Source organism: Janibacter sp. GS2 (genome assembly GCF_051200835.1).
GTDB lineage: Bacteria > Actinomycetota > Actinomycetes > Actinomycetales > Dermatophilaceae > Janibacter.
Genome location: NZ_CP195161.1, coordinates 2,500,941 through 2,527,482 on the forward strand (window position 1 = coordinate 2,500,941; position 26,542 = coordinate 2,527,482).

21 protein-coding genes are annotated in these 26,542 nt (G+C 71.6%); 7 read left to right on the top strand and 14 right to left on the bottom strand.

Translation table 11 applies throughout. From position 1 onward, the window contains the following. Positions 1-142 precede the first annotated feature (142 nt). Positions 143-1,723, top strand: a complete 1,581-nt coding sequence (locus ACR9E9_RS12020) for an FMN-binding glutamate synthase family protein (protein ID WP_435198740.1) — start codon at positions 143-145, stop codon at positions 1,721-1,723. Between the two features lie 20 nt (positions 1,724-1,743). On the opposite strand, the gene ACR9E9_RS12025 is transcribed toward ACR9E9_RS12020, so the two are convergent. Together ACR9E9_RS12025 and ACR9E9_RS12030 are read right to left on the bottom strand one after the other, a co-directional pair. Next, the gene (locus ACR9E9_RS12025) at positions 1,744-2,556 is read right to left on the bottom strand and encodes an ABC transporter permease (protein ID WP_435198742.1); all 813 of its coding nucleotides are present in this window, start codon (positions 2,554-2,556) and stop codon (positions 1,744-1,746) included. Continuing rightward, a complete protein-coding gene (locus ACR9E9_RS12030; protein WP_435198744.1) occupies positions 2,553-3,449 on the bottom strand; it encodes an ABC transporter ATP-binding protein in 897 nt (298 codons plus the stop codon). Before ACR9E9_RS12030 ends, ACR9E9_RS12025 begins: the two co-directional genes overlap by 4 nt. Before the next feature lie 141 nt (positions 3,450-3,590). Between ACR9E9_RS12030 and ACR9E9_RS12035 the strand changes: the two genes are divergently transcribed. Both ACR9E9_RS12035 and ACR9E9_RS12040 read left to right on the top strand, forming a co-directional pair. Further along, a complete protein-coding gene (locus ACR9E9_RS12035) occupies positions 3,591-4,793 on the top strand; it encodes a sensor histidine kinase (RefSeq protein ID WP_435198746.1) in 1,203 nt (400 codons plus the stop codon). Continuing rightward, on the top strand, positions 4,790-5,461 hold the full coding sequence (locus ACR9E9_RS12040) for a response regulator (protein ID WP_435198748.1): 672 nt from the start codon (positions 4,790-4,792) through the stop codon (positions 5,459-5,461). Before ACR9E9_RS12035 ends, ACR9E9_RS12040 begins: the two co-directional genes overlap by 4 nt. A gap of 6 nt (positions 5,462-5,467) precedes the next feature. On the opposite strand, the gene aroB is transcribed toward ACR9E9_RS12040, so the two are convergent. The 10 genes from aroB to ACR9E9_RS12090 all read right to left on the bottom strand — a co-directional run bounded on the left by aroB (position 5,468) and on the right by ACR9E9_RS12090 (position 17,327). Continuing rightward, positions 5,468-6,538, bottom strand: coding sequence for a 3-dehydroquinate synthase (aroB, locus tag ACR9E9_RS12045; protein WP_435198750.1), 1,071 nt, complete (start codon positions 6,536-6,538; stop codon positions 5,468-5,470). After that, positions 6,535-7,059, bottom strand: coding sequence for a shikimate kinase (locus ACR9E9_RS12050; protein ID WP_435198752.1), 525 nt, complete (start codon positions 7,057-7,059; stop codon positions 6,535-6,537). Before ACR9E9_RS12050 ends, aroB begins: the two co-directional genes overlap by 4 nt. Continuing rightward, on the bottom strand, positions 7,056-8,285 hold the full coding sequence (gene aroC / locus ACR9E9_RS12055) for a chorismate synthase (RefSeq protein ID WP_435203645.1): 1,230 nt from the start codon (positions 8,283-8,285) through the stop codon (positions 7,056-7,058). The genes ACR9E9_RS12050 and aroC overlap by 4 nt, the downstream gene beginning before the upstream one ends. Positions 8,286-8,320: 35 nt before the next feature. Further along, a complete protein-coding gene (locus tag ACR9E9_RS12060) occupies positions 8,321-9,151 on the bottom strand; it encodes a shikimate dehydrogenase (RefSeq protein ID WP_435198754.1) in 831 nt (276 codons plus the stop codon). Between the two features lie 3 nt (positions 9,152-9,154). Further along, positions 9,155-10,294 carry an endolytic transglycosylase MltG gene (gene mltG / locus ACR9E9_RS12065; protein WP_435198756.1) on the bottom strand — a complete coding sequence of 380 codons (1,140 nt, stop codon included), beginning with the start codon at positions 10,292-10,294 and terminating at the stop codon, positions 9,155-9,157. Further along, positions 10,291-10,803: a Holliday junction resolvase RuvX gene (ruvX, locus tag ACR9E9_RS12070; RefSeq protein ID WP_435198758.1), complete on the bottom strand. Its 513-nt coding sequence runs from the start codon at positions 10,801-10,803 to the stop codon at positions 10,291-10,293. Before ruvX ends, mltG begins: the two co-directional genes overlap by 4 nt. 7 nt (positions 10,804-10,810) lie before the next feature. Then, on the bottom strand, positions 10,811-13,492 hold the full coding sequence (alaS, locus tag ACR9E9_RS12075; RefSeq protein WP_435198760.1) for an alanine--tRNA ligase: 2,682 nt from the start codon (positions 13,490-13,492) through the stop codon (positions 10,811-10,813). A gap of 180 nt (positions 13,493-13,672) precedes the next feature. Then, on the bottom strand, positions 13,673-15,043 hold the full coding sequence (locus tag ACR9E9_RS12080) for a DUF222 domain-containing protein (RefSeq protein ID WP_435198762.1): 1,371 nt from the start codon (positions 15,041-15,043) through the stop codon (positions 13,673-13,675). 51 nt (positions 15,044-15,094) lie between these two features. Further along, positions 15,095-15,259: a hypothetical protein gene (locus ACR9E9_RS12085; protein ID WP_435198764.1), complete on the bottom strand. Its 165-nt coding sequence runs from the start codon at positions 15,257-15,259 to the stop codon at positions 15,095-15,097. A gap of 649 nt (positions 15,260-15,908) precedes the next feature. Beyond that, positions 15,909-17,327 carry a replication-associated recombination protein A gene (locus tag ACR9E9_RS12090; protein WP_435198766.1) on the bottom strand — a complete coding sequence of 473 codons (1,419 nt, stop codon included), beginning with the start codon at positions 17,325-17,327 and terminating at the stop codon, positions 15,909-15,911. A gap of 119 nt (positions 17,328-17,446) precedes the next feature. Between ACR9E9_RS12090 and ACR9E9_RS12095 the strand changes: the two genes are divergently transcribed. From ACR9E9_RS12095 to ACR9E9_RS12110, 4 genes are all read left to right on the top strand, one after another. Further along, positions 17,447-19,618 carry an MMPL family transporter gene (locus ACR9E9_RS12095; RefSeq protein WP_435198768.1) on the top strand — a complete coding sequence of 724 codons (2,172 nt, stop codon included), beginning with the start codon at positions 17,447-17,449 and terminating at the stop codon, positions 19,616-19,618. Continuing rightward, entirely contained in the window at positions 19,615-20,424 is an 810-nt protein-coding gene (locus tag ACR9E9_RS12100; RefSeq protein ID WP_435198770.1) for a GNAT family N-acetyltransferase, read from the top strand. The genes ACR9E9_RS12095 and ACR9E9_RS12100 overlap by 4 nt, the downstream gene beginning before the upstream one ends. Next, positions 20,421-22,133 (top strand): FUSC family protein, encoded by a 1,713-nt coding sequence (locus tag ACR9E9_RS12105; RefSeq protein ID WP_435198772.1) that lies wholly within the window; start codon positions 20,421-20,423, stop codon positions 22,131-22,133. Before ACR9E9_RS12100 ends, ACR9E9_RS12105 begins: the two co-directional genes overlap by 4 nt. A gap of 79 nt (positions 22,134-22,212) precedes the next feature. Beyond that, positions 22,213-24,063: a BCCT family transporter gene (locus ACR9E9_RS12110; protein WP_435198774.1), complete on the top strand. Its 1,851-nt coding sequence runs from the start codon at positions 22,213-22,215 to the stop codon at positions 24,061-24,063. Between the two features lie 9 nt (positions 24,064-24,072). On the opposite strand, the gene ACR9E9_RS12115 is transcribed toward ACR9E9_RS12110, so the two are convergent. Together ACR9E9_RS12115 and aspS are read right to left on the bottom strand one after the other, a co-directional pair. Next, the gene (locus tag ACR9E9_RS12115; protein ID WP_435198776.1) at positions 24,073-24,705 is read right to left on the bottom strand and encodes an HAD family hydrolase; all 633 of its coding nucleotides are present in this window, start codon (positions 24,703-24,705) and stop codon (positions 24,073-24,075) included. After that, a complete protein-coding gene (gene aspS, locus ACR9E9_RS12120) occupies positions 24,702-26,525 on the bottom strand; it encodes an aspartate--tRNA ligase (RefSeq protein WP_435198778.1) in 1,824 nt (607 codons plus the stop codon). The genes ACR9E9_RS12115 and aspS overlap by 4 nt, the downstream gene beginning before the upstream one ends. Positions 26,526-26,542: the final 17 nt, after the last annotated feature.

Here is a 26,542-nt window from a genome sequence, read left to right on the forward strand (position 1 = left end):
TCATCTCGTCCGGCCCCGCGCCGTCCGGCGGCGCTGGTGGGCCGCCCAGCATTCTAACCGCCGAAGGCCCCATCGACCCACGCGCGAGCACATCGCGGGCGGAATGAGCCGACGCGTTGACGCACGAGGCAGGATGGCGAGCATGAAGTCCAAGGCCGCCCTCGCCACCGTTGCCACCCTCGCCACCGGCACCGCCGGCCTTGCCGCCCGAGATCTCGTCCAGCGGCGGCACGCCCTCAAGCGCAACTTCCCCGTCGTGGCCAATGCCCGATACCTGCTCGAGAAGATCGGACCCGAGCTGCGGCAGTACATCGTCACGAGCAATGACGAGGAACGCCCCTTCAGCAGGGACCAACGCACCTGGGTCTACGCCTCGTCGAAGATGCAGAACAACTACGTCGGCTTCGGTACCGACAACGACATCGAGCACCTCGAGGGCTACCCGGTCTTCAAGCACCGCACCTTCTCCGACGTCGCGGCGTCGACGTCCATGCACGACTCCGACAACATCGTGCTCCCCTCGGCGAAGGTCCTCGGCGGCCCCCGGGGCCGGCGGCACGCCTTTCGCCCCAACTCGGTGGTCAACATCTCCGCGATGAGCTTCGGGTCACTGTCCGCCCCGGCCATCGAGGCCATCAACCGGGGTGCGAAGCGAGCCGGCATCATGCACAACACCGGTGAGGGTTCACTCTCGCCCTACCACCGGCAGGGGGGCGACCTGATCTTCCAGATCGGCACCGCCTACTTCGGGTGTCGCGACGAGCAGGGACGCTTCGACCTGGACCAGCTCACCGAGGTCGTCGCCTCCGCCCCGATCAAGGCCATCGAGATCAAGCTGAGCCAGGGCGCGAAGCCCGGCCTCGGCGGCATGCTGCCCGCGGCCAAGATCAACGAGGAGATCGCCCGGACCCGCGGCATCCCGCAGGACAAGGACTGCGCCAGCCCCTCGCGGCACACCGAGTTCCACGACATCGACTCGATGCTCGACTTCGTCGAGCGGATCGCCGACGTGACCGGTCTGCCCGTGGGGATCAAGTCCGCCGTCGGGGGCGTGGAGTTCTGGGAGGAGCTCGCGACGGCCATGGGCGATGGCCAGCGCGGGGTCGACTTCATCACCGTCGACGGAGGCGAAGGGGGGACCGGCGCGGCTCCCCTCGTCTTCAGCGATGCGGTCGCCCTCCCCTTCCGTCTGGCCTTCGCCCGGGTCTACGGCGCCTTCGCCCGGGCCGGGCTCACCGACCGGGTCACCTTCATCGGCAGTGGCAAGCTCGGACTCCCGGAGAACGCCCTCGTCGCCTTCGCGCTCGGCGCGGACATGGTCAACGTCGCCCGCGAGGCGATGTTGTCCATCGGCTGCATCCAGGCACAGAAGTGCCACACGGACCGCTGCCCCACCGGAGTCGCCACCCAGAACCCCTGGCTCGTGCGTGGACTGGACCCGCACCTCAAGGCCAACCGGCTGTACAACTACGTGCGCACGCTGCGACGCGACCTGCTCAAGGTCTCCGAGGCCTGCGGGGTGTGGCACCCCGGGTTGCTCACCGTCGACGACGTGGAGCTCCTCGACGGCCACCGCAGCTCCACACCGCTCGGGACGATCTACGGTTACGAGGCCGGGTGGGGCGCGGTCGGCGAGGACCTCGCGGGTGAGCTCGTCGGGATCATGTCCGGATCCGCCCCCCGGGGTGACGCCCGCCGGGGTGACGCCCGCCGCCGCGCCTGAGGGTCGCAGGCCCGTCCCGGCTACTTCACCTCACGGGTGAGGATCCGGTAGCTGCCGACGGCGAGGGGCAGGCCGACCCAGGCGAGGACCGCCGTCGCGAGCTGCCCCCAGTTCTCCCCCGTCATGCTGCCCCCGGTCAGGGGTGCGGTCACCTGGTTGAGGTCGAGCCACGGGGCGATGTCCCGCACCCGGGTGATCATCGAGGTGAGGATCGTCCAGACGGTCGGCAGGGCCAATGAGGACACGATGGCGATCGGCGTGTTGAGGAAGGCCGCACCGAAGGCCACGCCCTGCAGGGTGAAGATCAGGGCGGCGAGCACGAGGCCGGCACCCGAGACCCCCTGCATGGTGAACTCACCACCCGAGACGAGGGTGCTCACCGCGGCGGCGACCGCGCCGGCCGCGAGCAGGACGAGCGTCAGGACGAGGGCCGCCGTGATCTTCGCGGCGACGATCCGGCCCCGGCGGGGCACGAGGGTGAAGGTCGCCAGACCGGTGCGCTGACTCCACTCCTGGGTCGCCGACATGATCCCCATGATCGGCAGCAGCAGCATCAGCGGCATGGAGATCAGCCCGAGGAAGGTCGAGAACATCCGGTCGTCATCACCGTTGCCCCAGATGACGAGGATGCCGGAGACGAGGAAGCCGATCCCGGCCATGGTGATGAGCATCCACATGCCGGCCCGGGTGTCGACCATCTTGCGGACCTCGAGTCCGGCGAGACGGGCGAAGGGGACCCGGTCACCGGAGACGTCCACGGGCGGGGGCGGGCTCGAGGCGCCCGTGCCGGCGCCGTGGTCGGGGGTGGTGGTGTGCGCGGTCGCGGTGGTCATGCGGCAATCCCTTCCCGGGAGTCAGCGGCGGTGAGCGAGAGGAAGAGCTCCTCGAGGCCCCCGGCGGATCCGGAGGCCAGGTCGGTGAGGACGACGCGGGCCTCGAGCGCCACCCGGCCCACCTCCTCGGTGCTCGCCTGGGCGAGCAGGCCGTCGGGTGCGGTCACGACCTCGATCCCGGCAGCGGCCAGGGCCGCGGCGAGGCCCTGGTCATCGAGCGAGCGCACCCGGGTGCCCTGCTGCTGGAGCAGCTCGTCGACGCCGCCCTCGGCGACGATCCGACCGTGCCCGATGATCACGAGCTCGTCCGCGACGATCTGCACCTCGGAGAGGAGGTGCGAGGAGAGCAGGACACTGCCGCCCCGGTCGGCGAAACCGCGCAGCAGGCTGCGCATCCAGTGGATGCCCTGGGGGTCGAGCCCGTTGGCGGGCTCATCGAGGATGAGCACCTGCGGGTCGCCGATGAGTGCCGCCGCGAGGCCGAGTCGCTGGCGCATGCCGAGCGAGTAGTTGCGCACGCGCCGGCCGGCCTCCTTGTCGGTGAGACCGACGGTGGCCAGGCCGTGGGCCACGGCCGTCGGACCGACCCCGATCGTGCGTGCCGCGAGGGTGAGGACCTCCTTGCCCGTGCGACCGGGGTGCTGGGCGGAGGCATCGAGCATGACGCCGACGTGCCGGCCCGGGTTGGGCAGGTCACGGTAGTGACGACCGAGGACGGTGGCCTCCCCGGAGCTCGCGGGCGTCAGGCCGGCCATCATCCGCATCGCGGTGGACTTGCCGGCGCCGTTGGGGCCGAGGAATCCGGTGACCCGTCCCGGACGGGCCGTGAAGGAGATGTCGTCGACGGCGGTGAAGTCGCCGTAGCGCTTCGTGAGGTGGGAGACCGTGATCATGACTCCACCGTGTCTCGGCGCACGGGCCAGCACATCGCCCGCAGGTCTCGACCTCGACTACGACTTTGGTCGGGGGTCGCACCGGTGGACTCCTCCCCCGGGTGGATCCCCGGTGGGGTCCGATGCGCCTACGGTGGGGCAGTGACGAGGCAAGGAGCTCGCGAGGAGCGCGTGCCCGACCGGCTGACCTGGTGGGACACCCTGTGGCGGGTGGGCGTCGCCCTGCTGCTGGGGGGCACCTTCTGGGTGTTCACCGTCGCCACCCTCTTTCCCGAGCCGGACATGGAGCCGGGGCCGGCACGGGGGCTCTGGCTCATCGCGATCGACCCGGCTCTCGGCCTGCTGGCGGCCGGGCTGCTCCCCTTCCGACGTCGTTGGCCCTTGACCATCACGACGATCACCACGCTGCTCACGGGCGCCTCCACGGTCGCGGCCGGTGCTCAGACCATCATCCTCACCTCGCTGGCCACCCGACAGCGCTGGCGCGAGATCCTCCCGGTCACCGTCCTCACCGCGGCGATGGGCCTGGTGGCGAGCCGCTTCCTCTACCCCGAGCCCGAGCCGCTTCCGCTCTGGGTGGAGATCCTGCTCAACCTGCTCGTCGTCAGCGTCATCGTCGCCGTCGGCTACTCGATCGGCTCACGCCGGGCGTTGGTGCGCTCGTGGGTGGATCGCGCGCAGACGGCCGAGGCCGAGCAGCGCGCCCGGGTGGCGCAGGCCCGGGCCGGCGAGCGCACGCGGATCGCCCGCGAGATGCACGACGTCCTGGCCCACCGCATCTCCCTGGTGACCATGCACTCCGGCGTCCTCGCCTACCGGGAGGACCTGCCCGAGGAGGAGCGGCGCGAGGCGATCACCGCGATCGACACCAATGCCCGGGCCGCACTGACCGATCTGCGAGAGGTCCTCGGCGTGCTGCGCGAGGAGCAGGGCAGCGGCCCCCTTCGCCCGCAGAGCACGGTGGCGGACCTGGCGGAGCTCCTCGACGAGGCCCGCTCCGCCGGGACCCGGGTGACCCTCGACGACGCCGGCCTCGACCTGACCTCGCTCCCGGAGACGACCGGCCGCACGGCCTACCGGGTCGTCCAGGAGGGGCTGACCAATGCGCGCAAGCACGCGCCCGGGGCGGCCGTCCTCGTCACCCTCGCCGGTCGACCCGGGGGCCAGCTCGAGGTCGTCGTGGTCAATCCGCGCTCGGTGACGGCTCCGGTCGCCGTCCCCGGATCCGGGCTCGGCCTGCTCGGCCTGACCGAGCGCGTGGAGCTCGCCGGCGGTCGTCTCCAGCACGGGTGGACGCCCGGGGAGCAGCACCGTCTGGCGGTGTGGCTACCGTGGACCGCGTGAGCGATCCGATCTCCGTCGTCCTCGTCGACGACGACGCGATGGTCCGCACCGCCTTGTCGATGATCCTCGGCGGCGCGCCGGAGGTCACGGTGGTCGGACAGGCCGGGGACGGTCGGACGGGCCTGTCGGTCATCGCCGAGCACCGCCCCGATGTCGTGCTCATGGACATCCGGATGCCCCGGTTGGACGGGCTCGCGGCCACGGAGGAGCTCGTCCGCAGCGGCTCCCCGAGCAAGGTCATCGTCCTGACGACCTTCGATGCCGATGACGACGTCATGCGCGCGCTGCAGCACGGCGCCGACGGTTTCCTGCTCAAGGACACCCCTCCGGACCGCCTCGTCGAGGCCGTGCGCCTCGTCGCAGCGGGGTCATCGATCCTCTCCCCCGCCGTCACCACCCGCGTGCTGGAGTCGGTCCGGGTGGCCTCCCGGCTGGGCGCCGGCGACTCCCGCGCCACGGCGCGGACGCGCCTGGCCACCCTCACCGATCGCGAGCTCGAGGTGGCCAGGGCCATCGGGGCGGGCTGGTCCAATGCCGAGATCAGTCGGCAGCTCCACCTCAGCGTCGCGACCGTCAAGGCCCATGTCGGTCGCATCCTCGACAAGCTCGACGCGGACAACCGGGTCCAGGTCGCGATCGTCGTGCACGAGGCCCGACTCGAGGGCTGAGGCGCCTCAGGCGAGGGCCGCGTAGGCCTCGCGCAGCAGCTCCTCCGCCGGTCCCTCGAGACGCACCGGCTCGGCGACGTCGTCGAGGACGACGAGGCGCAGGGTGGACCCCCGGGTCTTCTTGTCCCGGCGAAGCGCGTCGAGCAGCTCGTCGAAGCCGGCACCGCTGTAGCTCGTCGGCAGGCCGAGGAGTCCGAGCACGTAGCGGTGCCGCTCGAGCAGGGCGGCGTCGATCCGACCGGTGCGGTGCGCGATCTCCGCCGCATAGACCATCCCGATGGCGACGGCCTCGCCGTGCCTCATCCGGTAGTGCTCATGGTGCTCGATCGCGTGGGCCAGGGTGTGCCCGTAGTTGAGCACCTCCCGCAGGTGCGACTCGCGCAGATCGGCCGCCACGACCTTCGCCTTGACCGCGATCTTGCGCTCGATGACCTCCCGCAGCGCGGGAGAGGAGGGCTCCTGCACGCCGTTGGCGTCGGCCTCGATGACCTCGAGGATCCGCGGGTCGGCGATGAAGCCACCCTTGACGACCTCGGCGAGACCGGCCGCGAGGTCGGCCGACGGGAGCGAGGCGAGGTGGTCGAGGTCGCAGAGCACCGCAGCGGGCATGTGGAAGGCACCGACGAGGTTCTTGCCCTCAGCGGTGTTCACGCCGGTCTTGCCGCCGACGGCCGCGTCGACCATGCCGAGCACGGTCGTCGGGACGTGGACGACCGCGACGCCGCGCAGCCACGCAGCAGCGACCCAGCCACCGAGGTCGGTGACGCTCCCGCCGCCGACGGCGACGACGGCGTCGCTGCGGGTGAACCCGGCCCGGCCCATCCGGGCCCACAGGCCCGCAGCGACCTCGACGCTCTTCGCCGCCTCCGCGTCGGGTACCGGCGCCACGTGCACCTCGAGACCGCGCTCCTCCAGTGCTGCGATCACGGGTCGGGCCAGGGCGGCCAGGGGGTGGCCGTGCACGACGAGGACGCGGGTGACGGTGTCCGGAAGCACGGAGGCCACGCGGGCGGAGACCCCGTGCCCGACGAGGACCTCGTAGTCGCTCCCGACGGGGATGGTCGTCACGTCGCTCACTCGTCCTCCTCGAGGAGGACGAGTGCTGCGTCGACGACCTCCTCCGCCGTCCGTCCGGCGGTGTCGACGCGCCAGCGCGCGAGCCCTTCGTACGTGGGGCGGCGTTGGTCCATGGCCCGGATCCACGCCTGGCGAGGGTTGACCGCGAGCAGCGGCCGGGCCCGGTCGAATCCGATCCGCTTGGCGGCATCGGCGATGCCGACGTCGAGGAAGAGCACTCGGTGACCGGCCAGCGCACTCTCGATGGCGGGAGTCATCGGGGCACCCCCGCCGAGCGCGAGGACGATGCCGTCCTCGGGCAGGGAGTCGATGACCGCACGGCGCTCGGCGTCCCGGAAGTACTCCTCGCCGGCCTCGACGAAGAGGTCCGCGATGGAGCTCCCTTCGCGCTCCTCGACGAGGGTGTCGGTGTCGACGAGGCGGCGCCCGAGCCGCTCGGCGAGCCCTCGCGCCACGGTGGACTTGCCGACCCCGGGGGGACCGATGACGACGACGAAGGGGGCGGGTCCGGCGGGGTTCACTCTCCCCACGTCCGCATCAGGCCGGGCACCGACTCCAGGTAGCCGCGGTGGTTGCGCGCGGTCTCGGTGACGCTGTCGCCGCCGAACTTCTCGACGCAGGCCTCGGCGAGCACGAGGGCGACCATGGCCTGGGCGACGACCCCGCCGGCGGGGACGGCGCAGACATCGGAGCGCTGGTGGATCGCGGTGGCCGGGTCGGAGCCGGTGACGTCGACGGTGTCGAGGGCGCGTGGGACGGTGCTGATCGGCTTCATCGCCGCGCGCACCCGCAGGACCTCGCCGGTGCTCATGCCGCCCTCGGTGCCACCGGCGCGACCGCTGCGTCGACGGATGACGCCGTCGGCGTCGCGCTCCATCTCGTCGTGCGCCGCGGACCCGCGACGACGGGCCGTGGTGAAGCCGTCGCCGACCTCGACCCCCTTGATCGCCTGGATGCCCATGAGCGCACCGGCCAGCCGGGAGTCCAGCCGCCGGTCCCAGTGCACGTGGCTCCCCAGACCGGGGGGCAGGTCGTAGGCCAGGACCTCGACCACCCCTCCGAGGGTGTCACCGTCCTTCTTCGCCGCCTCGATCTCCGCGACCATCGCGTCGGTTCCCTCCCGGGTCGTCGCGCGCACGGGGTTGGCGTCGAGGGCCGCCACGTCGTCGGGAGTCGGCAGCCGACCGTCGGAGGGTGCCTCACCCTCGCCGATGGCGACGGTGTGCGCGACGAGCCGGATGCCGTAGGCCTGCTCGAGGAATCGCTCGGCGATCTCGCCGAGGGCGACCCGGGCCGCGGTCTCCCGCGCGGAGGCGCGCTCGAGGATCGGACGGGCCTCGTCGAAGCCGTACTTCTGCATGCCGACGAGGTCGGCGTGCCCGGGCCGCGGCCGGGTCAGCGGTCGGTTGCGGGCGAGCTCCTTCTCGGCGCCGACGTCGTCGGACGCGGCGAGCGCGGCCTCCTCCACGGGATCGGCGCTCATGACCGTCTCCCACTTGGGCCACTCGGTGTTGCCGATCATCACGGCCAGCGGCGAGCCGAGGGAGCGCCCGTGGCGGACACCACCGAGGAAGGTCACCTCGTCCTGCTCGAACTTCATCCGCGCACCCCGGCCGTAGCCCAGGCGACGACGCGCGAGCGCTCCGGCGACGTCGGACGTGGTCACCTCCACCCCCGCAGGGAGACCCTCGAGGGTGGCCACAAGTGCCTGTCCGTGCGACTCTCCGGCGGTCAACCAACGCAACATGACAGGCATCGTCCCATCCTGCCCGCCCGGGGCGGTCACTCGTCCGGGGTGTGGCCGCCCTGACCCAGCGCCGACCGCCCGGCAGCCTGCATCGCGCTGACGGGGGCGCTCTCCCCGGTGAAGAGCTCGAACTGACGCGCGGCCTGGTGGACGAGCATCTCGAGCCCGGAGACGACCCGGGCGCCGTGACCGGCCGCGGCGCTCGCCAGCGGCGTCGGCCAGTCGGCGTAGACGACGTCGAGGAGGGTGACTCCCCGCAGGCCGTCCCCGGCGTGCTCGGCAGCAGCGAGGCCGGCCGGGCCTCCCGGCAGCGTGGCGACGACCGCTGTGGCCCCGGTCCGCGCCCACGCGTGGAGCGGGACGACCTCGAGGTCGACGTCGGCGACCTCGCGTAGCGTCTCGGCCCTCTCGGGAGTGCGTGCGGCCACGGTGATCCGGCCGGCGCCGAGACCGACGAGGCCGAGGAGCGCGGAGCGCGCCGTGGCGCCGGACCCGAGGATCGTCGCGTGCTCGATGTCCACGGCGCCCGCGCCCCGAAGGGCCGCCGTGATCCCGTGGACGTCCGTGTTGTCCGCCGCCCACCCGGTACCGGTGCGGACCAGGGTGTTGATCGCCCGCGCGGACCTGGCCGTGTCCGTCACGCTCTCCGCGACCTCGAAGGCCGCGACCTTGAGCGGCATCGTCAGGCTGAGGCCGCGCCACGTCCCGTCCAGCCGCGCGACGAAGGGGGCCAGGCCCCCTTCGTCGATCTCATGGGCGGTGTAGGACCACTCCCCGAGCCCGGCGGCGCCGTACCCGGCCCGGTGCAGGGTCGGGGACAGCGAGTGGATGATCGGTGACCCGAGCACGCCGGCACGTCTGGCCATGGCTCAGTTCTCGCAGCTGCCGGTGTTGCGGCAGAACTCCTGGACGTTCTGGCTGTGCTCCTGCTGGGTGGTCGCGAACTTCGTCTCGCCGCTGTCGGGGTCGACGGTGACGAAGAAGAGCCAGTCACCCTTCTCGGGGCTGCCGGCCGCCGTGATCGCCTCGGCACCGGGGTTGTTGATCGGGCCGGGAGGAAGCCCCTGGTGCTGGTAGGTGTTGTACGGGCTCTCCGACCGGCGCTCCTTGTCGGTGGTCGTGATCGTTCCCCGCTTCTGGAGCAGGTAGTGGATCGTCGAGTCCATCTGCAGCTTCCCGACGGTCGGCCCGGTGGTGTCCTCGAGCCGGTTCTCGATGACCCGCGCGACCTTGGCTCGGTCGGCGGCACCGGCCTCGCCCTCGACGATCGAGGCCACGGTGAGCGTGCGCTCCCAATCCGACCTGGCGACCTTCGCCTCGGTCAGCTCGTCCGTGGTCATGGCGATCATCTCGTTGAGCTGCTCGACCGCGCTCGCCCCGTCCTTGAACTCGTAGGTCTGGGGGAAGAGCCAGCCCTCGATCTGCCCCCCGGCCTCCTCGGGCAGCTTGAGCTCGTCGGACTTCTCGGCCTGCTCGTACTCCGTCACGGGCACGTCGGTGCCCTTGGACAGGCGCGTGTAGATCTCCGAGCGCCACAGACCCTCGGGGATGGTGATGCCCTTGGCCACGCGGTTTGCCGGGTCGGTGAGCCGGTCGAAGGCATCGGAGGCCGGCATCTCCTTGAGCATCGCGTAGGTCCCCGGCTGGATGGAAGCGGCCTCGTCCGGTTGCGCGGCGGCCACCTCGGTGAAGCGACTCGTGGACTTCACGACACCGGCCTCGACGAGCGTCTCGCCGATCTGCGAGCCGGAGGATCCCGAGGAGATCTCCACCTCGACCGTCCCGCGGCCGGGTCCCTCGAAGTCCTTGGCCTCGCCCCCACCGGGGATGAGGCTGCGGAGCGAGCCGAAGGCGAAGACGACCGAGGCCAGGACCAGCGCACCCGCCAGGATCAGGGCGAGGCAGGACGCGCCGCGACGGCGTGAGGTGCGCTGGTGCCGCTCACGCCGTGGGGCACGACTGCGACGGGGCGCCGGTTCGTCGAAGATGTCGTCCTCGAGGTGACTCATGTGTTCGTGCCCTTCCGCGGTGTGCGTCGGCGCGGCCGACCGAGCCGCTCACCGGGGGGCGCACCGGTGGCGCGCTCCGTGTCCAGCGCAGTCTGCAGGATGAGCACCGCGGCCACCTGGTCGACCACGTCCCGATGGTGTCGACCGGCCACACCGCTCTCCCGCAGGCCTCGATGAGCATCCACCGTCGAGAGCCTTTCGTCCATGAGGCGGACCGGCGTGTTCTCGATCTCTGACTCCCCCAGGGCCCGCCGCAGGCCCTGGGCCCACTCCCGGGCCTTGCCGGCGGCCGGCCCCTCGCCCCCGTCGAGGGAGCGAGGGAGGCCGACGACGACCTCGAGGACGGACATCTCACGGACCAGGTCGAGGACCCGGTCGATGTCGGTGTCGTGATCGAGATCACGGGCGACGGTCTCCACCGGCGTCGCGAGAAGCCCTGAGGGATCGCTCGAGGCGACACCCACCCGGACGTCTCCGACGTCGATGCCGAGGCGTACTCCGTGGCGCATGGGTCGGTCAGGCTCCGATCTCGTGCGCGATCGCCGCGAGGGCATCCTCGACGCGACTCGGGTCCTGACCGCCGCCCTGGGCGAGGTCGTCCTTGCCGCCGCCCCCGCCGCCGAGGGTCTGGGCCGCGACCCGCACCAGCGCGCCGGCCTTGACCCCCTTCGCCCGGGCCGACTCGTTGGTGGCCACGACGACGACCGGCTTGCCGGACCCGTCGCCGGTGAGGGCCACGACCACTGGCCGCTCCTCCCCGAGCCGACCGCGGGTGTCGGTGACCATGCGACGCAGGTCGTCCCCGGCACCACCGGCGATGTGCTGACCGATGTAGGTCACGCCGGCGATGTCCGTGGCGGCGTCGGTGAGCGATCCCGCGGAGGCGGCGACCTGCTCGCGACGCACCTTCTCCAGCTCCTTCTCGGCCTCACGCAGCCGGGAGACCAGCTCCGAGACGCGCTCGGGCAGGTCGCCGGCCGGCGACTTGACGATGTCGGAGAGCTCCGCGACGAGCGCCCGCTCGGTCGCGAGGTGCTGCAGGGCATTCATGCCGACGAAGGCCTCCAGGCGGCGCACGCCGGACCCGATCGAGGACTCGCCGGTCAGGGTGAGGGCGCCGATCTGGCTGGAATGGCGCACGTGGGTCCCGCCGCACAACTCGCTCGACCACGGGCCGCCGATCTCGATGACGCGCACCTGCTCGTCGTAGGTCTCGCCGAAGAGGGCCAGCGCCCCCCGCTCACGGGCTTCGGGCAGGGTCATCCAGTCCGCGGAGACGGGCAGGTCGTCGCGCACCGCGAGGTTGGCTGCGTGTTCGATCTCGGCGCGCGCGTCGGACGACAGGGACTGGTTCCACGCGAAGTCGAGCCGCAGGTAGCCGGGCTTGTTGTAGGAGCCGGACTGCAGGGCCGACGGGCCGAGCACCTGGCGCAGGGCGGCGTGCACGACGTGCGTGCCGGAGTGGGCCTGGCAGGCGTCGATGCGCCACTGCGGGTCAACCTCGGCGGAGGCCTCGGTCCCGACCCTGACCGGCCCGTCGGCCACCTCGACGGTGTGCACGACGAGACCCTTGACCGGGCGCTGGACGTCGCGCACGAGCAGTCGGGTGCCGTCGGCGACGATGATGCCGGCATCGGCGACCTGACCACCGGACTCCGCGTAGAAGCTCGTCCGGTCGAGCACGACCTGTCCGGTCTCCCCCGGGTCCAGCTCCTCGACCCGGGCGCCGTCGCGGACGAGACCGACGATGGACCCGCTCGTGGTCAGCTCCTCGTAGGCGCGCCAGTCAGTGGCACCGAGCGAGCGCAGCTCCTTCCACACCTCGGTGTTGGCGTGGCCGCCCTTCTTGGCCCGGGCATCGGCCTTGGCCCGCTGACGCTGCTCGTCCATGAGGCTGACGAAGCCCTCGCGGTCGACCTTCAGGCCCTGCTCGGCCGCCATCTCGAGAGTGAGGTCGATCGGGAAGCCGTAGGTGTCGTGGAGCGAGAAGGCCTCGGTGCCCGCGAGCGTGTCGCCGCCGCGCTGCTTGGTCCGCTCGACCGCGGTGTCGAGGATGGTCGTGCCCTGCGCGAGCGTGCGCCGGAAGGCCTCCTCCTCCCCGTAGGCGATCTGGGCGATCCGGTCGAAGCCGGTCCGCAGCTCCGGGTAGGAGGCGCCCATGCGCTCGACGGAGATCGGCAGGAGGTGCGGCAGCGCCGGCTCGTCGTACCCGAGCAGGCGCATCGCGCGCACGGCGCGACGCAGCATCCGCCGCAGGACGTACCCGCGGCCCTCGTTGCCCGGGGTGACTCCGTCACCGATGAGCATGAGCGAGGAGCGGACGTGGTCGGCGACGACGCGCAGGTGGACGTCGTCGGGGTGGGAGTCGCCCGCGGTCTGGCCCGAGGAGGCACCGTAGTTGCGGCCCGTCATCTCCGCGGCCTTCTCCAGGACCGGGTAGACCTCGTCGATCTCGTACATGTTGTCGACGCCCTGGAGGATGCTCGCGATGCGCTCCAGGCCCATGCCGGTGTCCACGCTCTGCGCCGGCAACGGCCCGGCGACGTCGAAGTCGTCCTTGGCCCGGACCGCGGAGAGCTCGTACTGCATGAAGACGAGGTTCCAGATCTCCATGAAGCGGTCCTCGTCCACCTCCGGTCCACCGTCGACGCCGTACTCCTCGCCACGGTCGTAGAAGATCTCGCTGCACGGGCCGCCCGGACCGGGCACGCCCATGCTCCAGTAGTTGTCGAGCTCGCCGCGGCGCACGATGCGCTCCCGGGGGATGGAGGTGATCTCCAGCCAGAGCCGCTCGGCCTCGTCGTCGTCGGTGTAGACCGTGGCCCACAGCCGTGCGGGGTCGAGGCCGTAGCCACCCTCGTCCTGGGTGGTCGTGAGCAGCTCCCAGGCGAAGGCGATGGCGTCACGCTTGAAGTAGTCGCCGAAGGAGAAGTTGCCGTTCATCTGGAAGAAGGTGCCGTGCCGACTCGTCTTGCCGACCTCGTCGATGTCGCCGGTGCGCAGGCACTTCTGCACGCTCGTGGCGCGGTCCCACGGGGCGCTCTCCTGGCCGGAGAAGTAGGGCTTGAAGGGGACCATGCCGGCGTTGACGAAGAGGAGGGTGGGGTCCTCGTGGATCAAGGGGGCGGAGGGGACGACCGTGTGTCCCTTGGCCTCGAAGAAGGTCAACCAGCGGCGCCGGATCTCGGCAGTTTCCATGGGTGTCTCGTGTCCAATCGGTGGTGCAGTGGGTTCTCGGGCAGGAGCGAAGGGGGCGACCGACGCGTCAGGCGTGGGTCGACCCCGGGATAGCTCGCCGCGCGGTGATCCGGCGCGGCCGTCCGAGAGGCACGGTCATGCCACCCACCTTACTCGGGCCCCGGGGGACCGCTCGATCCATCACCCGGTGTCGAGGAGCGGGGGCGGCAGGAGGGAGGCGAGCCGACGCTCCAGCGCGGAGGGCGCGGAGGGCGCGGAGGGCGCGGAGGGTTCTGGTGCGGAGACGACGACCTCGCACACCGGGGGCACCGGGCTGCGATACCGGTGGCCGGTCGGTGTCCGGGTGATGACGTCGGGCACTGGTCCCACACCCACCGCTGCGGCCCGCCAGCCGGGGCGGGACTTCGTCTGGTTGTGGCGGGCGCACAGCCCCTGACCGTTGGCGGGCGTCGTCTCTCCCCCGGCCGACACGGGGGTGACGTGGTCGTCGTGACGGATCGGGGCGTCGCAGAAGGCGAAGCGGCAGACGCCGTCGCGCACCCGCAGCAGCCGGCGCACGGCCTGCGGGAAGTGCCGGCGGCGCGGGTCGAGCAAGGTGACCCGGCCGGCCCCGTCGGTGAAGACCCGGCGCAGCCACGCCCGTGAGCTGTCGTGGTCGGAGCCTCCCTCCGACAGCAGCTCACGCGCGAGGACTGCGGGGAGGGGTCCGTGTCCGGGAAGGTCGGCTGGGGCGTCCTCGGTGCCGAGCAGCGTGCCCGGACTCATCACGAGCTGGACCTCGACCGGGACGTCGCCGGCCGTCGCTTGGCCGGTGAGGCGCTCGACGAAGAGGTCGGCCATGAGCTGCCCGAGCCCGCGGGCATCACCGCCGGCCTTGGCTGCCTCGGCGCCCCTCTTCAGCGCCGCCCAGGCCGCGACGCCCTGCTCGACGGGGAGCAGCCCGCTCACGGACGCCATGGTGTCCGGGTGGGGGCGGATGCTCACCCGGCGGTCCGCCCTGGCCCGGGCTCGCCGCCGCGCCACGGCCGAGGGGTCGATCGTCTGCGCGTGGCTGCGGGCCGCTCGCTCGATCTGGCGTGGGGTCATGGTCGCCAGGCGGGCGTCGAGCGCTGCGTCGACCTGCAACCGGTCGTCGGGGTCCAGGACCGCGGTCTCCTTGGCCATGAGGGTGGCTCCCCACTCGCTCACGGTGCCCGAGGACAGGTGCTCCAGCGTGAACGGCAGCTCGTGGACGAGCGCGTCGGCGAGGCCGAGGTGGCGCGAGCCATGGCTGGGCGACTCCCTGCGCGCCAGGGCGATCTCATCGGCGAGAGCACGACCGCGCTCGCGCGCAGGGACTCCGGCATCCCGCTCTCGCGCGACCCTGTCCTCCCGCAGCGCGGCAGTGACCCGCGCCTGGGCCGCGGCGGCCGCGGACTTCAGCCGCTCGAGCGCCGCGATCTGGTCGATCGCCTCAGCCTCGGCGACGGTCCCGCCGAGCGCCCGCAGCGACCCGCACCAGCCCGCGATGCCTGTCGCATCGAGGGTGTGGAGAGCTGTCGTGTGGGCCATGTCACAACACTAGGAGGGACCACCGACAACGCTCTCGGGCGCGCAGCCACATCAGCAGAGCGCGGTGTCGATGAATTGGACGCCATCGTCGGCGTCCGGGGCGAGCACCGTTCGCGCACCGGCATCCGCAGCAGCCCGCACTGCGGCATCCACGAGCGTCTGGCGGGTCTCCTGCGAGGCACCGCTGGCGACCTCGAGCACCTCAACGTTCGCCACGCCCGCAGCCTGCAACCACGCCACCAACCGCCCTTCGCCCCGGAGGGCGCGCACCCGAGCCGGGTCCAACCCGGCCTGCGTCAGCCACTGCCCGTCGGTGAGGCCGTCGCTGGGTGTCCCTTCCTCGCAAGCGGCACGTAGGCGGTCCAGCCGAAGGTCGCCGGCCGGCCTCGCAACCGGGCGAGCAGCAGGCGAGGCGCGACCCGCAGTCGGATGCGCCACGGCACAGGCACATCAGCTGAGAACTGGGGACGTCTGAAACCCAGACGTCCCCCAGTTGGGTCCGCTGGGCTGGTTCGGTGAGGACGATGAGATCCTCCTCGCGGTGGCGGGTGGCCCGCGCCATATGGCTGGTGTCCAGCTCCTCCATGAGCCAGAACTGCACGTCCTCGCACCATCCTTCGATGATCGCAGCATCCGGCACTTCAGGTTCAGCGACGAAGGGACCGAGGAAACCCTGTCCGAACCGGATGAGGAAGGTGTGCGGGTCGCGCTGCCACTGGAACGCGACCGCGACCGCGCCACCATCGACCCGCACCTCGATCAGGTGGAATCCTTCCGCGGGTGGGTACCGGGTCAGAAAGGCGCGCAGAGCGTCTGCGTACCGTTCGATCGGGATGTCGTCGCCCACGACGCGATCTTGGTGGGTTCAGCCCTGCCCTCGCAAGCGCTTTCGCAGCCACGTCCACCGCTCCTGCAGCCGCGCCTCGAAGCCCCGGTCGGTCGGCCGGTAGTACGACCGTTCCGCGAGCTCGGCATGCAGGTCATCGGGCAGGTACTGCTGCTCCGCGACGCCCTCCGGCTGGTCGTGGGCGTAGACGTACCCCTCGACCTTCGCTCCCCCGCTGGCCCCCGCGGCACGGTTGGCGGCCTGGGTGTAGCCGCTCCCGCGAAGGTGGGGTGGCACCGCCTGCACCTTGCCCTTCCGCACGTCCGCGATGGCCTCGTTGATGCCCGTGTAGGCGGCATTGGACTTCGGCGCGAGGGCGTTGTGCACCACCGCCTGGGCGAGGATGATCCGTGCCTCGGGCATCCCGATCTGCGCCACCGCGTGCATCGCCGCGACCGCGGTCTGCAGCGCCGTCGGGTCCCCGAGGCCGACGTCCTCGGAGGCGGAGATGACGACGCGCCGGGCGATGAAGCGCGGGTCCTCCCCCGCCTCGAGCTGGCGGGCGAGATAGTGCAGCGCCGCATCGACGTCGGAGCCTCGCATCGACTTGATGAACGCGGAGGCGACGTCGTAGTGCTGGTCGCCGGTCCTGTCGTAACGCACCGCGGCGCGAGCGACCGCCTGCTCGACGTGCGCCAGCGTCAGCGGGACCGCCTCGGGGACACCGGCCCCGAAGGCGACGTCACCGTCGGCGACCCCCGCGGCGGCCTCGAGCGAGGTCAGCGCCCGGCGCGCGTCACCGCCGGCGATCGCGACGAGGTGGTCGCGGGCGCCGGCCTCGAGCTCGTAGCCCCCGGCCAGACCCCGCTCGTCCTGCAGCGCCGCATCGATGACCTCACCGACCTCCTCGCGGGTCAGCGACTCGAGGGTGACGAGGATCGAGCGCGACAGCAGCGGTGCGATGACCGAGAAGGACGGGTTCTCGGTCGTCGCGGCGACGAGGACGACCTCCCGATTTTCGACGCCCGGGAGCAGCGCGTCCTGCTGCGCCTTGGAGAAGCGGTGGATCTCGTCGAGGAAGAGCACCGTCTGGCGGCCATAGAGGGAGCGCGCCCGCGCAGCGCCTTCCAGGACCGCACGCACGTCCTTGACCCCGGCGGTGACCGCGGACAGCTGGACGAAGTCTCGGTCGGCGGCGGTCGCCACGAGGTGCGCGAGGGTCGTCTTGCCCGTCCCCGGTGGACCCCAGATGATCGCCGACATCGGCCCGGTCACGGCACTGACGCTGCCCTCGACGAGCCGTCGCAGCGGTGACCCGGGCCCCAGGACCTCGCGCTGCCCCCGCACGTCGTCGAGCGTCCGCGGGCGCATCCGCACCGCGAGGGGCGCGTTGAGGTCGGCGCCCGTGGACCCCTCGGACGGGTCGTCACTGGACGCGAAGAGATCGATGGACACCACGACCGCACGCTATCTCGCGCCCCTGACACCGCCTGCCCGCCCCGCGGCCCGGGTGGCACCATGGTCCGGTGGTCAGTCACCGGGATCCCAGGAGCGGCCTGCACCGGTGGGGCGTGCGGATGGGTCGCCATCCCCTGACGGTCGTCGTCGTGTGGGTGCTCCTGTCCGCCTGCGCCCTGGCGCTCGCCCTCGGCGGAGTCACCGGCAAGGGACTCTTCGACGACCTGACCAGCGGGGAGATCACCGCGCCGGGCGAGGCGAGCGAGGCACGCGACCTCATGATCGAGGGCGGTGGGGCGGACTTCGCCTCGGACACCCTCGTCGTCGAGGGCTCGCCGGCCACCAACCTTCTCGTCCGCCGTCAGGTCGGCCTGGCGATCGAGCGGATCCACGACATGGACGGTGTCGCCGGCGTCGTCAATCCGCTCGTGGCCGAGGGCGGCGTCACCGACCCCCGCGTCGCGCCCCTCGTCCGGGACGAGGGCGATGACCGCTACGGCTTCGTCACCGTCGTCGAGTACGAGGACGACCTCACCGACGCCGAGCTGGCGACGGCCCAGCGGGAGGTCTCCATCCAGCTCGACGAGGTCGTCACCGGCTCGCAGGCCACGCAGAGCAGCCGCGGCAGCGTGCAGATGCTCGTCGACGAGATCGTCGACCAGGTGAGCACCGACCTCACGGTGGGTGAGGGACTCGCGCTCCCGGCGACCTTCGTCGTCATGGTGCTGATCTTCGGCGGCTTCCTCGCGGCCGGAATCCCCCTCGTCGGTGCCATCGCCTCGATCGCCGGGGCCTTGGCGACGCTCTGGGGCTTCTCCCACGTCATCGACCTCGACGCGACGGTCGTCAACATCGTCACCGTCCTCGGTCTCGGCCTGTGCATCGACTACGGCCTGCTCGTCGTCTCCCGCTTCCGCGAGGAGATCTCCGAGATGCTCGACGGGAGGCCTCTCGGCCGGGACGAGCACTCCCGCAGCCTCGTGGTCGAGGCCACCGGGCGCACGCTCGACCGCGCCGGCCGGACGGTGATCTTCTCCGCGGTGACCGTGGCCATCGCCCTGTCCGGGCTCTTCTTCTTCCCCGCGACCTTCATGCGTGCCTCGGGCGCGGCGGGCGTCTCCGTCGTGATCCTCTGCCTCGCCGTCGCGACGACCCTCGTACCCGCACTGTGCGCCCTCTTCGCCCGCCGCCTCCTGACCCGGGGCACCGAGCGCAGCCCGGACGAAGGGGTCTTCTCCCGACTCGCCACCGCCGTGCAGAAGGGCCCCTGGGTGGTCATCGCCCTCGTCCTCGCGGCCCTGGTCGCCATGGCCCTGCCCGCGACCCGGATGGAGGTCACCTCCTCGGGGACCGAGCTGCTCCCGGTCGGGAGCGACCAGCGCACCTTCTTCGCCGTGCTCGCCGAGGACTACCCGCGGCTCGCCGCCCCCGACGTCCAGGTGGTCACCACCGCCGACGAAGGGGAGGTCCGCGCCTGGGCGACGGGTCCGGCCACCGAGCTGCCGCACGTGGAGTCCGCCGAGGTCACCGAGATCGGCCCGGCCGACGACGGACGGATCGTGCGGACGGTCGACCTGCGCACCGGGGCCGGGCCGCTCGGCGACGGCACCCGGGACCTGGTGAGCCACCTTCGTGCGGACCGTCCCCCCTTCGAGGCCCGGGTCGGTGGTCAGGCGGCCGGTCTGGCGGACTTCACCGACTCGCTCGCCGAGCGCGCCCCCTGGGCGATCGGCACCGTCGTCCTGGCGACCTTCGTCCTGCTCTTCCTCATGACCGGGTCGGTCGTCGTGCCGATCAAGGCGTTGTTGATGAACATCGTCTCGCTCGGTGCCTCCATCGGTGTCCTCGTGTGGGTCTTCCAGGACGGGCACCTGTCGGGTGTGCTCGGCTTCGACTCCGTGGGGGCGGTGGAGGTCTCCATCCCGGTCCTCGTCCTCGCCTTCGGCTTCGGCCTGTCCATGGACTACGAGGTCTTCCTCCTCTCCCGGATCGTCGAGCTGCACGAGCGGGGCCTCGGGACGAATGACGCGGTCCGTCTCGGCCTGCAGCGCTCCGGTCGGATCATCACGAGCGCGGCGCTGCTCATGGTCATCGTCTTCTCCGGGTTCGTCCTCGCCCAGGTCCTCGCGGTCAAGCAGACCGGTGTCGCCCTCGTCGTGGCGATCATCATCGACGCGACGCTGGTCCGGATGCTGCTCGTCCCGGCGACGATGTCCGTCCTCGGTGAGTGGAACTGGTGGGCACCACGGTGGATGAAGAGCCTGCACGCCCGAGTCGGGATCACCGAGTGATCCGCCCGAGCGAGGTCGAGGTCCGGGCCGTGGCTCCGGGCGACCTGCTCGACTGGACCGGTCGGGACCGGGTCGTCGCCGCAGAGTTCTCGCCGGACGTGACGCTGCCCGCGCTGGCCGTCCACGACGGCACGGCCTGGGGCGCCGTCTTCGTCCGGCGGGCGCACACCCGCGGGATCTCGCTCATGGTCCACGGCGACGACGGATCCGGTGAGCTCGTCGCCCCGCGGGTCGTCGCCGTCCTCAGGGGACTCGTCGCGTCACCCCCCTTCCCCGGGTGGCTGGCCACGGCTCGGGCGAAGGGCGTGGCCGCGGTCTCCCTGCCGCGCACCGCGGAGGGTCTCGGGGGGCTGCTGGCGCGGCCGCCGGGCCGCTGGGAGTGGATGTCGACGACGAGCGTCCCGGAGGTCGGGGCGGGGGTCGATGTGCGCGAGCTGGGCGTTGGCGTCCGCGAGGAGGTCCGATCCTTCCTCGATGCCCACAATCCGGGGACCGACGGGCAACCCTTCGTGCGGTCCGGGCAACGCTGGCTCGGGGTCCGCTCGGCGGACGGCCGTCTGCTGGCGGTCGGGTGTTGCGAGCCGGAGCGGTCCGGGACCCCGGTGCTCTCCGGGATCACCGTCCACCCGGTGGCCCGCGGTCGAGGCCTGGGCCGGGCCGTGACGGCCGAGTTGACGCGGGCCGCCATCGCCGAGCACGGGTGGTGCACGCTGGGGATGTACTCGGTCAACGACATCGCACGCCGGATGTACCTGTCCCTGGGCTATGTCATCGGGGCGTGCTGGAGCAGCGGGGAGCTCTCGTGAGCAGACGCAGGGAGTTCGGCAGGCCCTTGGTCTCCTTCGCGGCCGGCCCGCCACGACGGTGGGTGGCGACGCGGGCTGCCGTCGCCGTGGCCCTGCCCCTGATCGGACTGACCCTCGCCGGCCACGCCGAGGTCAGCTTCCTCGCGGGCCTCGGCGTCTTCGCGGTGCTCTACGGGGCGGGCGCGCCGGTCCGGCGGCGTTTCACCACGATCCCCGTCGCGGGGGCGGGACTCCTGGCATCACTCGGCCTCGGCGTCCTCACCGCCGGGCACCCCTTCGTCGCGATCCTGGCCATGGCCCTCGTCGGGACGGTGGCGTCCCTGCTGACCTACACCCTCCAGATCGGCCCGCCCGCCGGCTACTTCTTCGCCCTGGACCTGGGCATCGCGAACATCGCCGTCACCCACGGCGCGGACCCCGCGACCATCCTCGGCGTGGCCGCGGTCGGGGTGCTCTCCGCGATCGTCGTCGGCACCTCGGACGCGTGGCTCGGCGTGCACGGGATCGAGGCGGCTGCCGTCACCGCCGCTGAGGACAGCGTGGACGCGTACCTGCAGGAGGACGATCCGCGGGCCCTGCCCCGGGCCCGGCGCACCGCGTCGGGCGCGCTGAACCGCGCCTGGACGGCGGTCACGGACGGCCGGAGCGAGGAGCACTTCGACGGTCGGCTGCAGCGCGTGCACAGCCGGTACGCCCGGGCGGTCTCCCGGTCGATCGGTGGGGCGGACGAGGAGGTCACCGCGGAGCTCGCGCTGATCGAGGCCGCCCGGACCCGCCAGATCTCGCTCGGGCGACCGCGGGCGAGGTGGTCCCTGCGCCAGGCGCTGCGCTGGCCCAGCGAGGACCTGCTCGTCGCCGCTCGGGTCGCGACCGCCGTCGTCCTGGCCGGTGGGCTCGCCCTGGCCCTGGACAATGCGCACGCCTACTGGGCCGCGGCCTTCGCCACCCTCATCGTCAACACCGGGGGCACGCGCACGGTCCAGATCCAGCGATCCGTGCAGATGACCACGGGCACGGCGGTCGGCCTGCTCGTCTTCGGCCTGCTGCTGCGCTTCGACCTCCAGCACTGGGCTCTCGTCGCGCTGATCATCACCTTGCAGTTCACCGTCCAGCTGCTGGTGACGCGCAACTACGCCGTCGCACAGATCTTTATCACCCCCCTGGCGCTGACGATCTCCTCGAACGTCACCTCGGTGGAGGTGACGACGATCGTCATCGACCGCGGCGTCGACACGCTCATCGGCGTCGGCTCGGCCATCCTCGTCCTGTACGTCTCCGGTCGGGTCGGGCGGCCCGAGCTGCTGCTGCGGGCGCATGCTCGACGCGTCGTGCTCGCGTTGCAGGACGTGCTCGACGATCTCGCCGACCGACGCACCCGGACACCGGAGGGCATGTCCGCCCACCTGGACCACTGTCGTCAGCTCTATGTGGAGCTCATCGCCTCGGACGAGGTCGCGGCACGGGCCGTCCACGATGCCCCGCGGTCCGTCGCGCCGTACCGCGAGATGGAGGAACTCCTCGCCGAGATCGGCTACCTGGTGCTCGGGGCGACCTGGAACCCCCATGTCCGAGGGCAGCGCGATCGGATGGCCGCCGCGCGGGCCGAGCTGGCCCCCCTGACCGACGACCACCCCGTGACACGGAAGCGCTCGGCCCGGGACATCACCCGCGAACTGCGGCGCGTCGAGGCGGCACTCACTGCCGAGTGACGGGAGCGACTAGGCTGGCAGATCGGTTCAGGTAATGCGATCTGCGCATCACTGAGGACAATTGGAGGAGGAGACGAGCATGAACGAGTCGTCGCACGCCACCGACGGTCACAGTCCCCAGCAGCAGGAGGATGCTGCCCATCCGGTCGACCAGCGCACCGAGGACGAGCGCGTCGCCGATCAGCTCCGCGCCCACGGGGTGCGTCTGGGCCCCGGTGGCATCGCGCCGCGCGTCTTCTGGCCGTCGCTGGTGCTCGTCGTCGCCATCTCCCTCTTCTCCATCATCTTCAGCGAGACGGCCGGCACCCTGTGGACCTCGATCCAGTCCGGCATCGTCAGCGGGTTCGGGTGGTTCTACACCCTGTCGATCGCGTCCTTCGTCGTCTTCGCGCTGTTCCTCGCGGTGAGCCGCTTCGGCAACATCACGCTCGGTCGGGAGGGTGAGGAACCCGAGTTCAGCCTGATCTCCTGGTTCGCCATGCTCTTCGCCGCCGGCATGGGCATCGGGTTGGTCTTCTACGGTGTGGCCGAACCGCTGACCTTCTACTCCGACCCCAAGCCCGGGGTCGAGGGCAACGAGATGCAGCTGGCCGACCAGGCCATGGCCCAGACCTTCCTCCACTGGGGGCTGCACCCGTGGGCCGTGTACGTCATCGTCGGTCTGTCCCTCGCCTACGCCATCCACCGCAAGGGCCGCCCCGTCTCCCTGCGCTGGGCACTGGAGCCGATCTTCGGGGACCGCGTCAAGGGCTGGATCGGTGACCTCGTCGACATCCTGGCCATCGTGGGCACCCTGTTCGGTGTGGCCACCTCGCTCGGCCTCGGCGTCACCCAGGTGGCCACCGGGCTGTCGGAGATGGGCGTGATCGACGAGCCGACCAACACCTTCATGGTCATCCTCATTGCCGCCATCACCGGCATCGCGACCATCTCCGTGGTCAGTGGTGTCGGCAAGGGCATCCAGTGGCTGTCCAACATGAACCTGGCCCTGGCCGGGGTCTTCCTCGTGGCGATCCTCGCGCTCGGTCCCACGCTGTTCCTCCTGCGGGACTTCGTGCAGTCCCTGGGGGCCTACAGCGCGAACCTCCTGCCGAACACCTTCGACGCCTTCGCGTACTCCGGGTCTGCGGGGCTCGAGTGGGCCGGTTCGTGGACCATCTTCTACTGGGGATGGTGGATCGCCTGGTCGCCCTTCGTCGGCGTCTTCATCGCCCGGATCTCCCGGGGGCGCACGGTCCGGGAGTTCGTCACCGGCGCGCTCCTCGTGCCCACCTTCGTCGGGTTCGTCTGGTTCACGGTGCTCGGCGGTACCGCCATCCACCGGCAGCAAACCGTCGGGGACCTCGTGCCCGATGACGGCGTCGTCGCCGAGGTCGCCCTGTTCGACACCCTGTCGACGCTTCCTCTGGGCAGCCTGCTGTCCGCAATCGCCATCATCCTCGTGGTCGTCTTCTTCGTCACCTCCTCGGACTCCGGCTCCCTGGTCGTCGACATGCTGGCCTCCGGTGGTCACCCCAACCCGCCCACGTGGAGTCGCGTGCTCTTCGCGGTCCTCGAGGGGGTCGTGGCCGCGGCCATGCTCCTGGCCGGCGGCTCCGAAGGCCTCGCCGGGCTGCAGGCCGGCTCCGTCGCGACCGGTGCCCCCTTCGCCATCGTGATCGTCTTCATCATGATCGCCCTGTACAAGGCCCTGTCTGCCGAGCACCGCAGCATCGTCCGCACCGAGGTGCGGGTCCGGCAGCGGGAGATGGCCGGTGAGCTCACCGACAACTTCGATGACGTCTTCGGAGAGCAGGTCGACGACCGCATCGACTACGCCCTGGCGAGGACGAAGGGCCCCTGGAGCCGGGACAAGTCCACCGTCCAGACGGTCACCCGGGCACGCAAGGGCGATCGGGAGGCCCGCCACCGCGATCGGGCGGACGACTGACGGACGTCCTCAGCGAGCCCCGGTGCCCAAGTCGGGCACGAGTGGCTCGAGGGCGCGCACGAGACCGGGCGCGCCCGATTCCGGGTCGTGGCGGACGGCGCGGATGCCCACCGACCGCGCCGCCTCGACATTGGCCGCCACGTCGTCGACGAAGCCCACCCGCTCGGCGGGCAGGCCGAGGTCGTCGAGGATGTGCTCGAAGAAGGCCGGGTCCGGCTTCATGGCCCCGACCTCGCTGGAGTAGTAGGACCCGTCGACGAGGTCGTCGTAGCCGTGCTCCTCGCGCATGAACCGCACGCGGTGGTCCTGCTGGTTCGTCGCGAGCAGGCAGCGCACACCATGCCTGCGCACGGCGGTGAGGACGGCCACGGCGTCGGGATCGAGGTCGAACTGCTCCCAGACGTCGAGCAGGTCCTCGACGCTCATCGGGACGCACCCGTCGACGGACTCACCCGCCAACAGCTCCTCGAGGACCGACCGCAGGGGCCGCTCCCCACGCAGCGCGGGGAGTTCGGCCTCGAAGACCCGTTCGGCGAAACCGGGCCGGACCACGGTGTCGAGCCGGGCCCGCCAGTCGACGCGCCCGTGCTGGAGCACCCCGTCACAGTCCCAGAGCAGGACGTCGACGGCCTCGCGCCTCACGCCGAGGCGGCCGGGCCCGCCGCGTTCGCGTCGCGGTCCTCGTCACGGCGCGGCGTCGAGTCGATGCCGGCCTCCTTGCGCTGCTCCGGCGTGATCGGTGCCGGTGCGTCGGTGAGCGGGTCGTACCCGCCACCGGACTTCGGGAAGGCGATGACGTCGCGGATCGATCCGGCCCCGAGGAGCAGCATGCAGATGCGGTCCCAGCCGAAGGCGATGCCGCCGTGCGGGGGCGCGCCGTACTTGAAGGCCTCGAGGAGGAAGCCGAACTTCTCCTGCGCGGACTCCTCGTCCAGGCCCATGACCGCGAAGACCCGCTCCTGCACGTCCTTGCGGTGGATACGGATCGACCCCCCGCCGATCTCGTTGCCATTGCAGACGAGGTCGTAGGCATGGGCCAGGGCCGGCCCGGGGTCGGTGTCGAAGGTGTCGAGGAACTCGGCCTTCGGGCTGGTGAAGGCGTGGTGCACGGCGGTCCACTCCCCGGTCCCGACGGCGACGTCGCCGGCGGCGACGGCCTCACCGGCCGGCTCGAAGAGCGGGGCGTCGACGACCCAGACGAAGGACCAGGCGCCCTCGTCGATGAGTCCGCAGCGCTGGGCGATCTCCTGACGTGCGGCGCCGAGCAGGGCCCGCGCGGCCCTCGGCCGGTCGGCGGCGAAGAAGATGCAGTCACCGGGTGCGGCACCGGTGTGCGCGGCCAGTTCGGCCTTCTCCGTCTCGGAGATGTTCTTGGCGACCGGCCCCCCGAGCTCGCCGTCCTCGCCGACGGTGACGTAGGCCAGACCCTTGGCGCCACGCTGCTTGGCCCAGTCCTGCCAGGCGTCGAACTGACGGCGTGGCTGGCTCGCCCCGCCGGGCATGACGACGGCACCGACGTAGTCGGCGGTGAACACGCGGAAGGGGGTGTCGGCGAAGAACTCGGTGCAGTCGACGAGCTCGACGCCGAACCGCAGGTCCGGCTTGTCGCTGCCGTAGCGCTCCATCGCCTCCGCATAGGTGATCCGCTCGAAGGGAGCCTGAAGCTCGACCCCGATGGTGGCCCAGACGGAGGTGGCGATCGCCTCACCGAGCTCGATGACGTCGTCCTGCTCGACGAAGGACATCTCGACGTCGAGCTGGGTGAACTCCGGCTGTCGGTCGGCGCGGAAGTCCTCGTCGCGGTAGCAGCGCGCGATCTGGTAGTACCGCTCCATGCCGGCGACCATGAGGAGCTGCTTGAACAGCTGCGGGCTCTGTGGCAGCGCGTACCACTCCCCCGGCGCCAGCCGCGCCGGGACGAGGAAGTCACGGGCACCCTCAGGGGTGGACCGGGTGAGGGTCGGGGTCTCGATCTCGACGAAGTCACGCTCGGCGAGGACCGACCGGGCAGCGGCATTGACCTTGCTGCGCAGGCGCAGCCCGGCTCCGGCGCTTGCCGTCCCGGGCCGACGCAGGTCCAGGTAGCGGTGCTTCAGGCGCGCCTCCTCCCCCACGGACACGCGCTCATCGATCTGGAAGGGCAGCGGGTCGGCTTGGCTGAGCACCTCGATGGACGAGGCGACGACGTCGACCTCACCGGTCGGCAGGGTGGGGTTGACGTCCTTGGGGTCGCGGGGCGCGACCTCCCCGACGACCTTGACGACGTACTCGTTGCGCAGATCGTGCGCCGCGCCCGTGAGCACCTCGTCCCGGGCCACGACCTGGGCCACACCGGAGGCGTCCCGCAGGTCGAGGAAGGCCACACCACCGTGATCACGTCGGCGGGCCACCCATCCGGTGAGGGTGACGGTCTGGCCGGAGAGCTCGGCACGCAGGGTGCCGGCTTCGTGGGTGCGGAGCACGGGGCGTTCTTCCTTGT

Coding starts and splice junctions, on each gene's coding strand:
- ACR9E9_RS12020 (WP_435198740.1), top strand. CDS start 143: ATGAAGTCCAAGGCCGCCCTCGCCACCGTTGCCACCCTCGCCACCGGC.
- ACR9E9_RS12025 (WP_435198742.1), bottom strand. CDS start 2,556: ATGACCACCGCGACCGCGCACACCACCACCCCCGACCACGGCGCCGGC.
- ACR9E9_RS12030 (WP_435198744.1), bottom strand. CDS start 3,449: ATGATCACGGTCTCCCACCTCACGAAGCGCTACGGCGACTTCACCGCC.
- aroC (WP_435203645.1), bottom strand. CDS start 8,285: ATGTTGCGTTGGTTGACCGCCGGAGAGTCGCACGGACAGGCACTTGTG.
- ACR9E9_RS12060 (WP_435198754.1), bottom strand. CDS start 9,151: ATGGCCAGACGTGCCGGCGTGCTCGGGTCACCGATCATCCACTCGCTG.
- mltG (WP_435198756.1), bottom strand. CDS start 10,294: ATGAGTCACCTCGAGGACGACATCTTCGACGAACCGGCGCCCCGTCGC.
- ruvX (WP_435198758.1), bottom strand. CDS start 10,803: ATGCGCCACGGAGTACGCCTCGGCATCGACGTCGGAGACGTCCGGGTG.
- alaS (WP_435198760.1), bottom strand. CDS start 13,492: ATGGAAACTGCCGAGATCCGGCGCCGCTGGTTGACCTTCTTCGAGGCC.
- ACR9E9_RS12080 (WP_435198762.1), bottom strand. CDS start 15,043: ATGGCCCACACGACAGCTCTCCACACCCTCGATGCGACAGGCATCGCG.
- ACR9E9_RS12095 (WP_435198768.1), top strand. CDS start 17,447: ATGGGTCGCCATCCCCTGACGGTCGTCGTCGTGTGGGTGCTCCTGTCC.
- ACR9E9_RS12110 (WP_435198774.1), top strand. CDS start 22,213: ATGAACGAGTCGTCGCACGCCACCGACGGTCACAGTCCCCAGCAGCAG.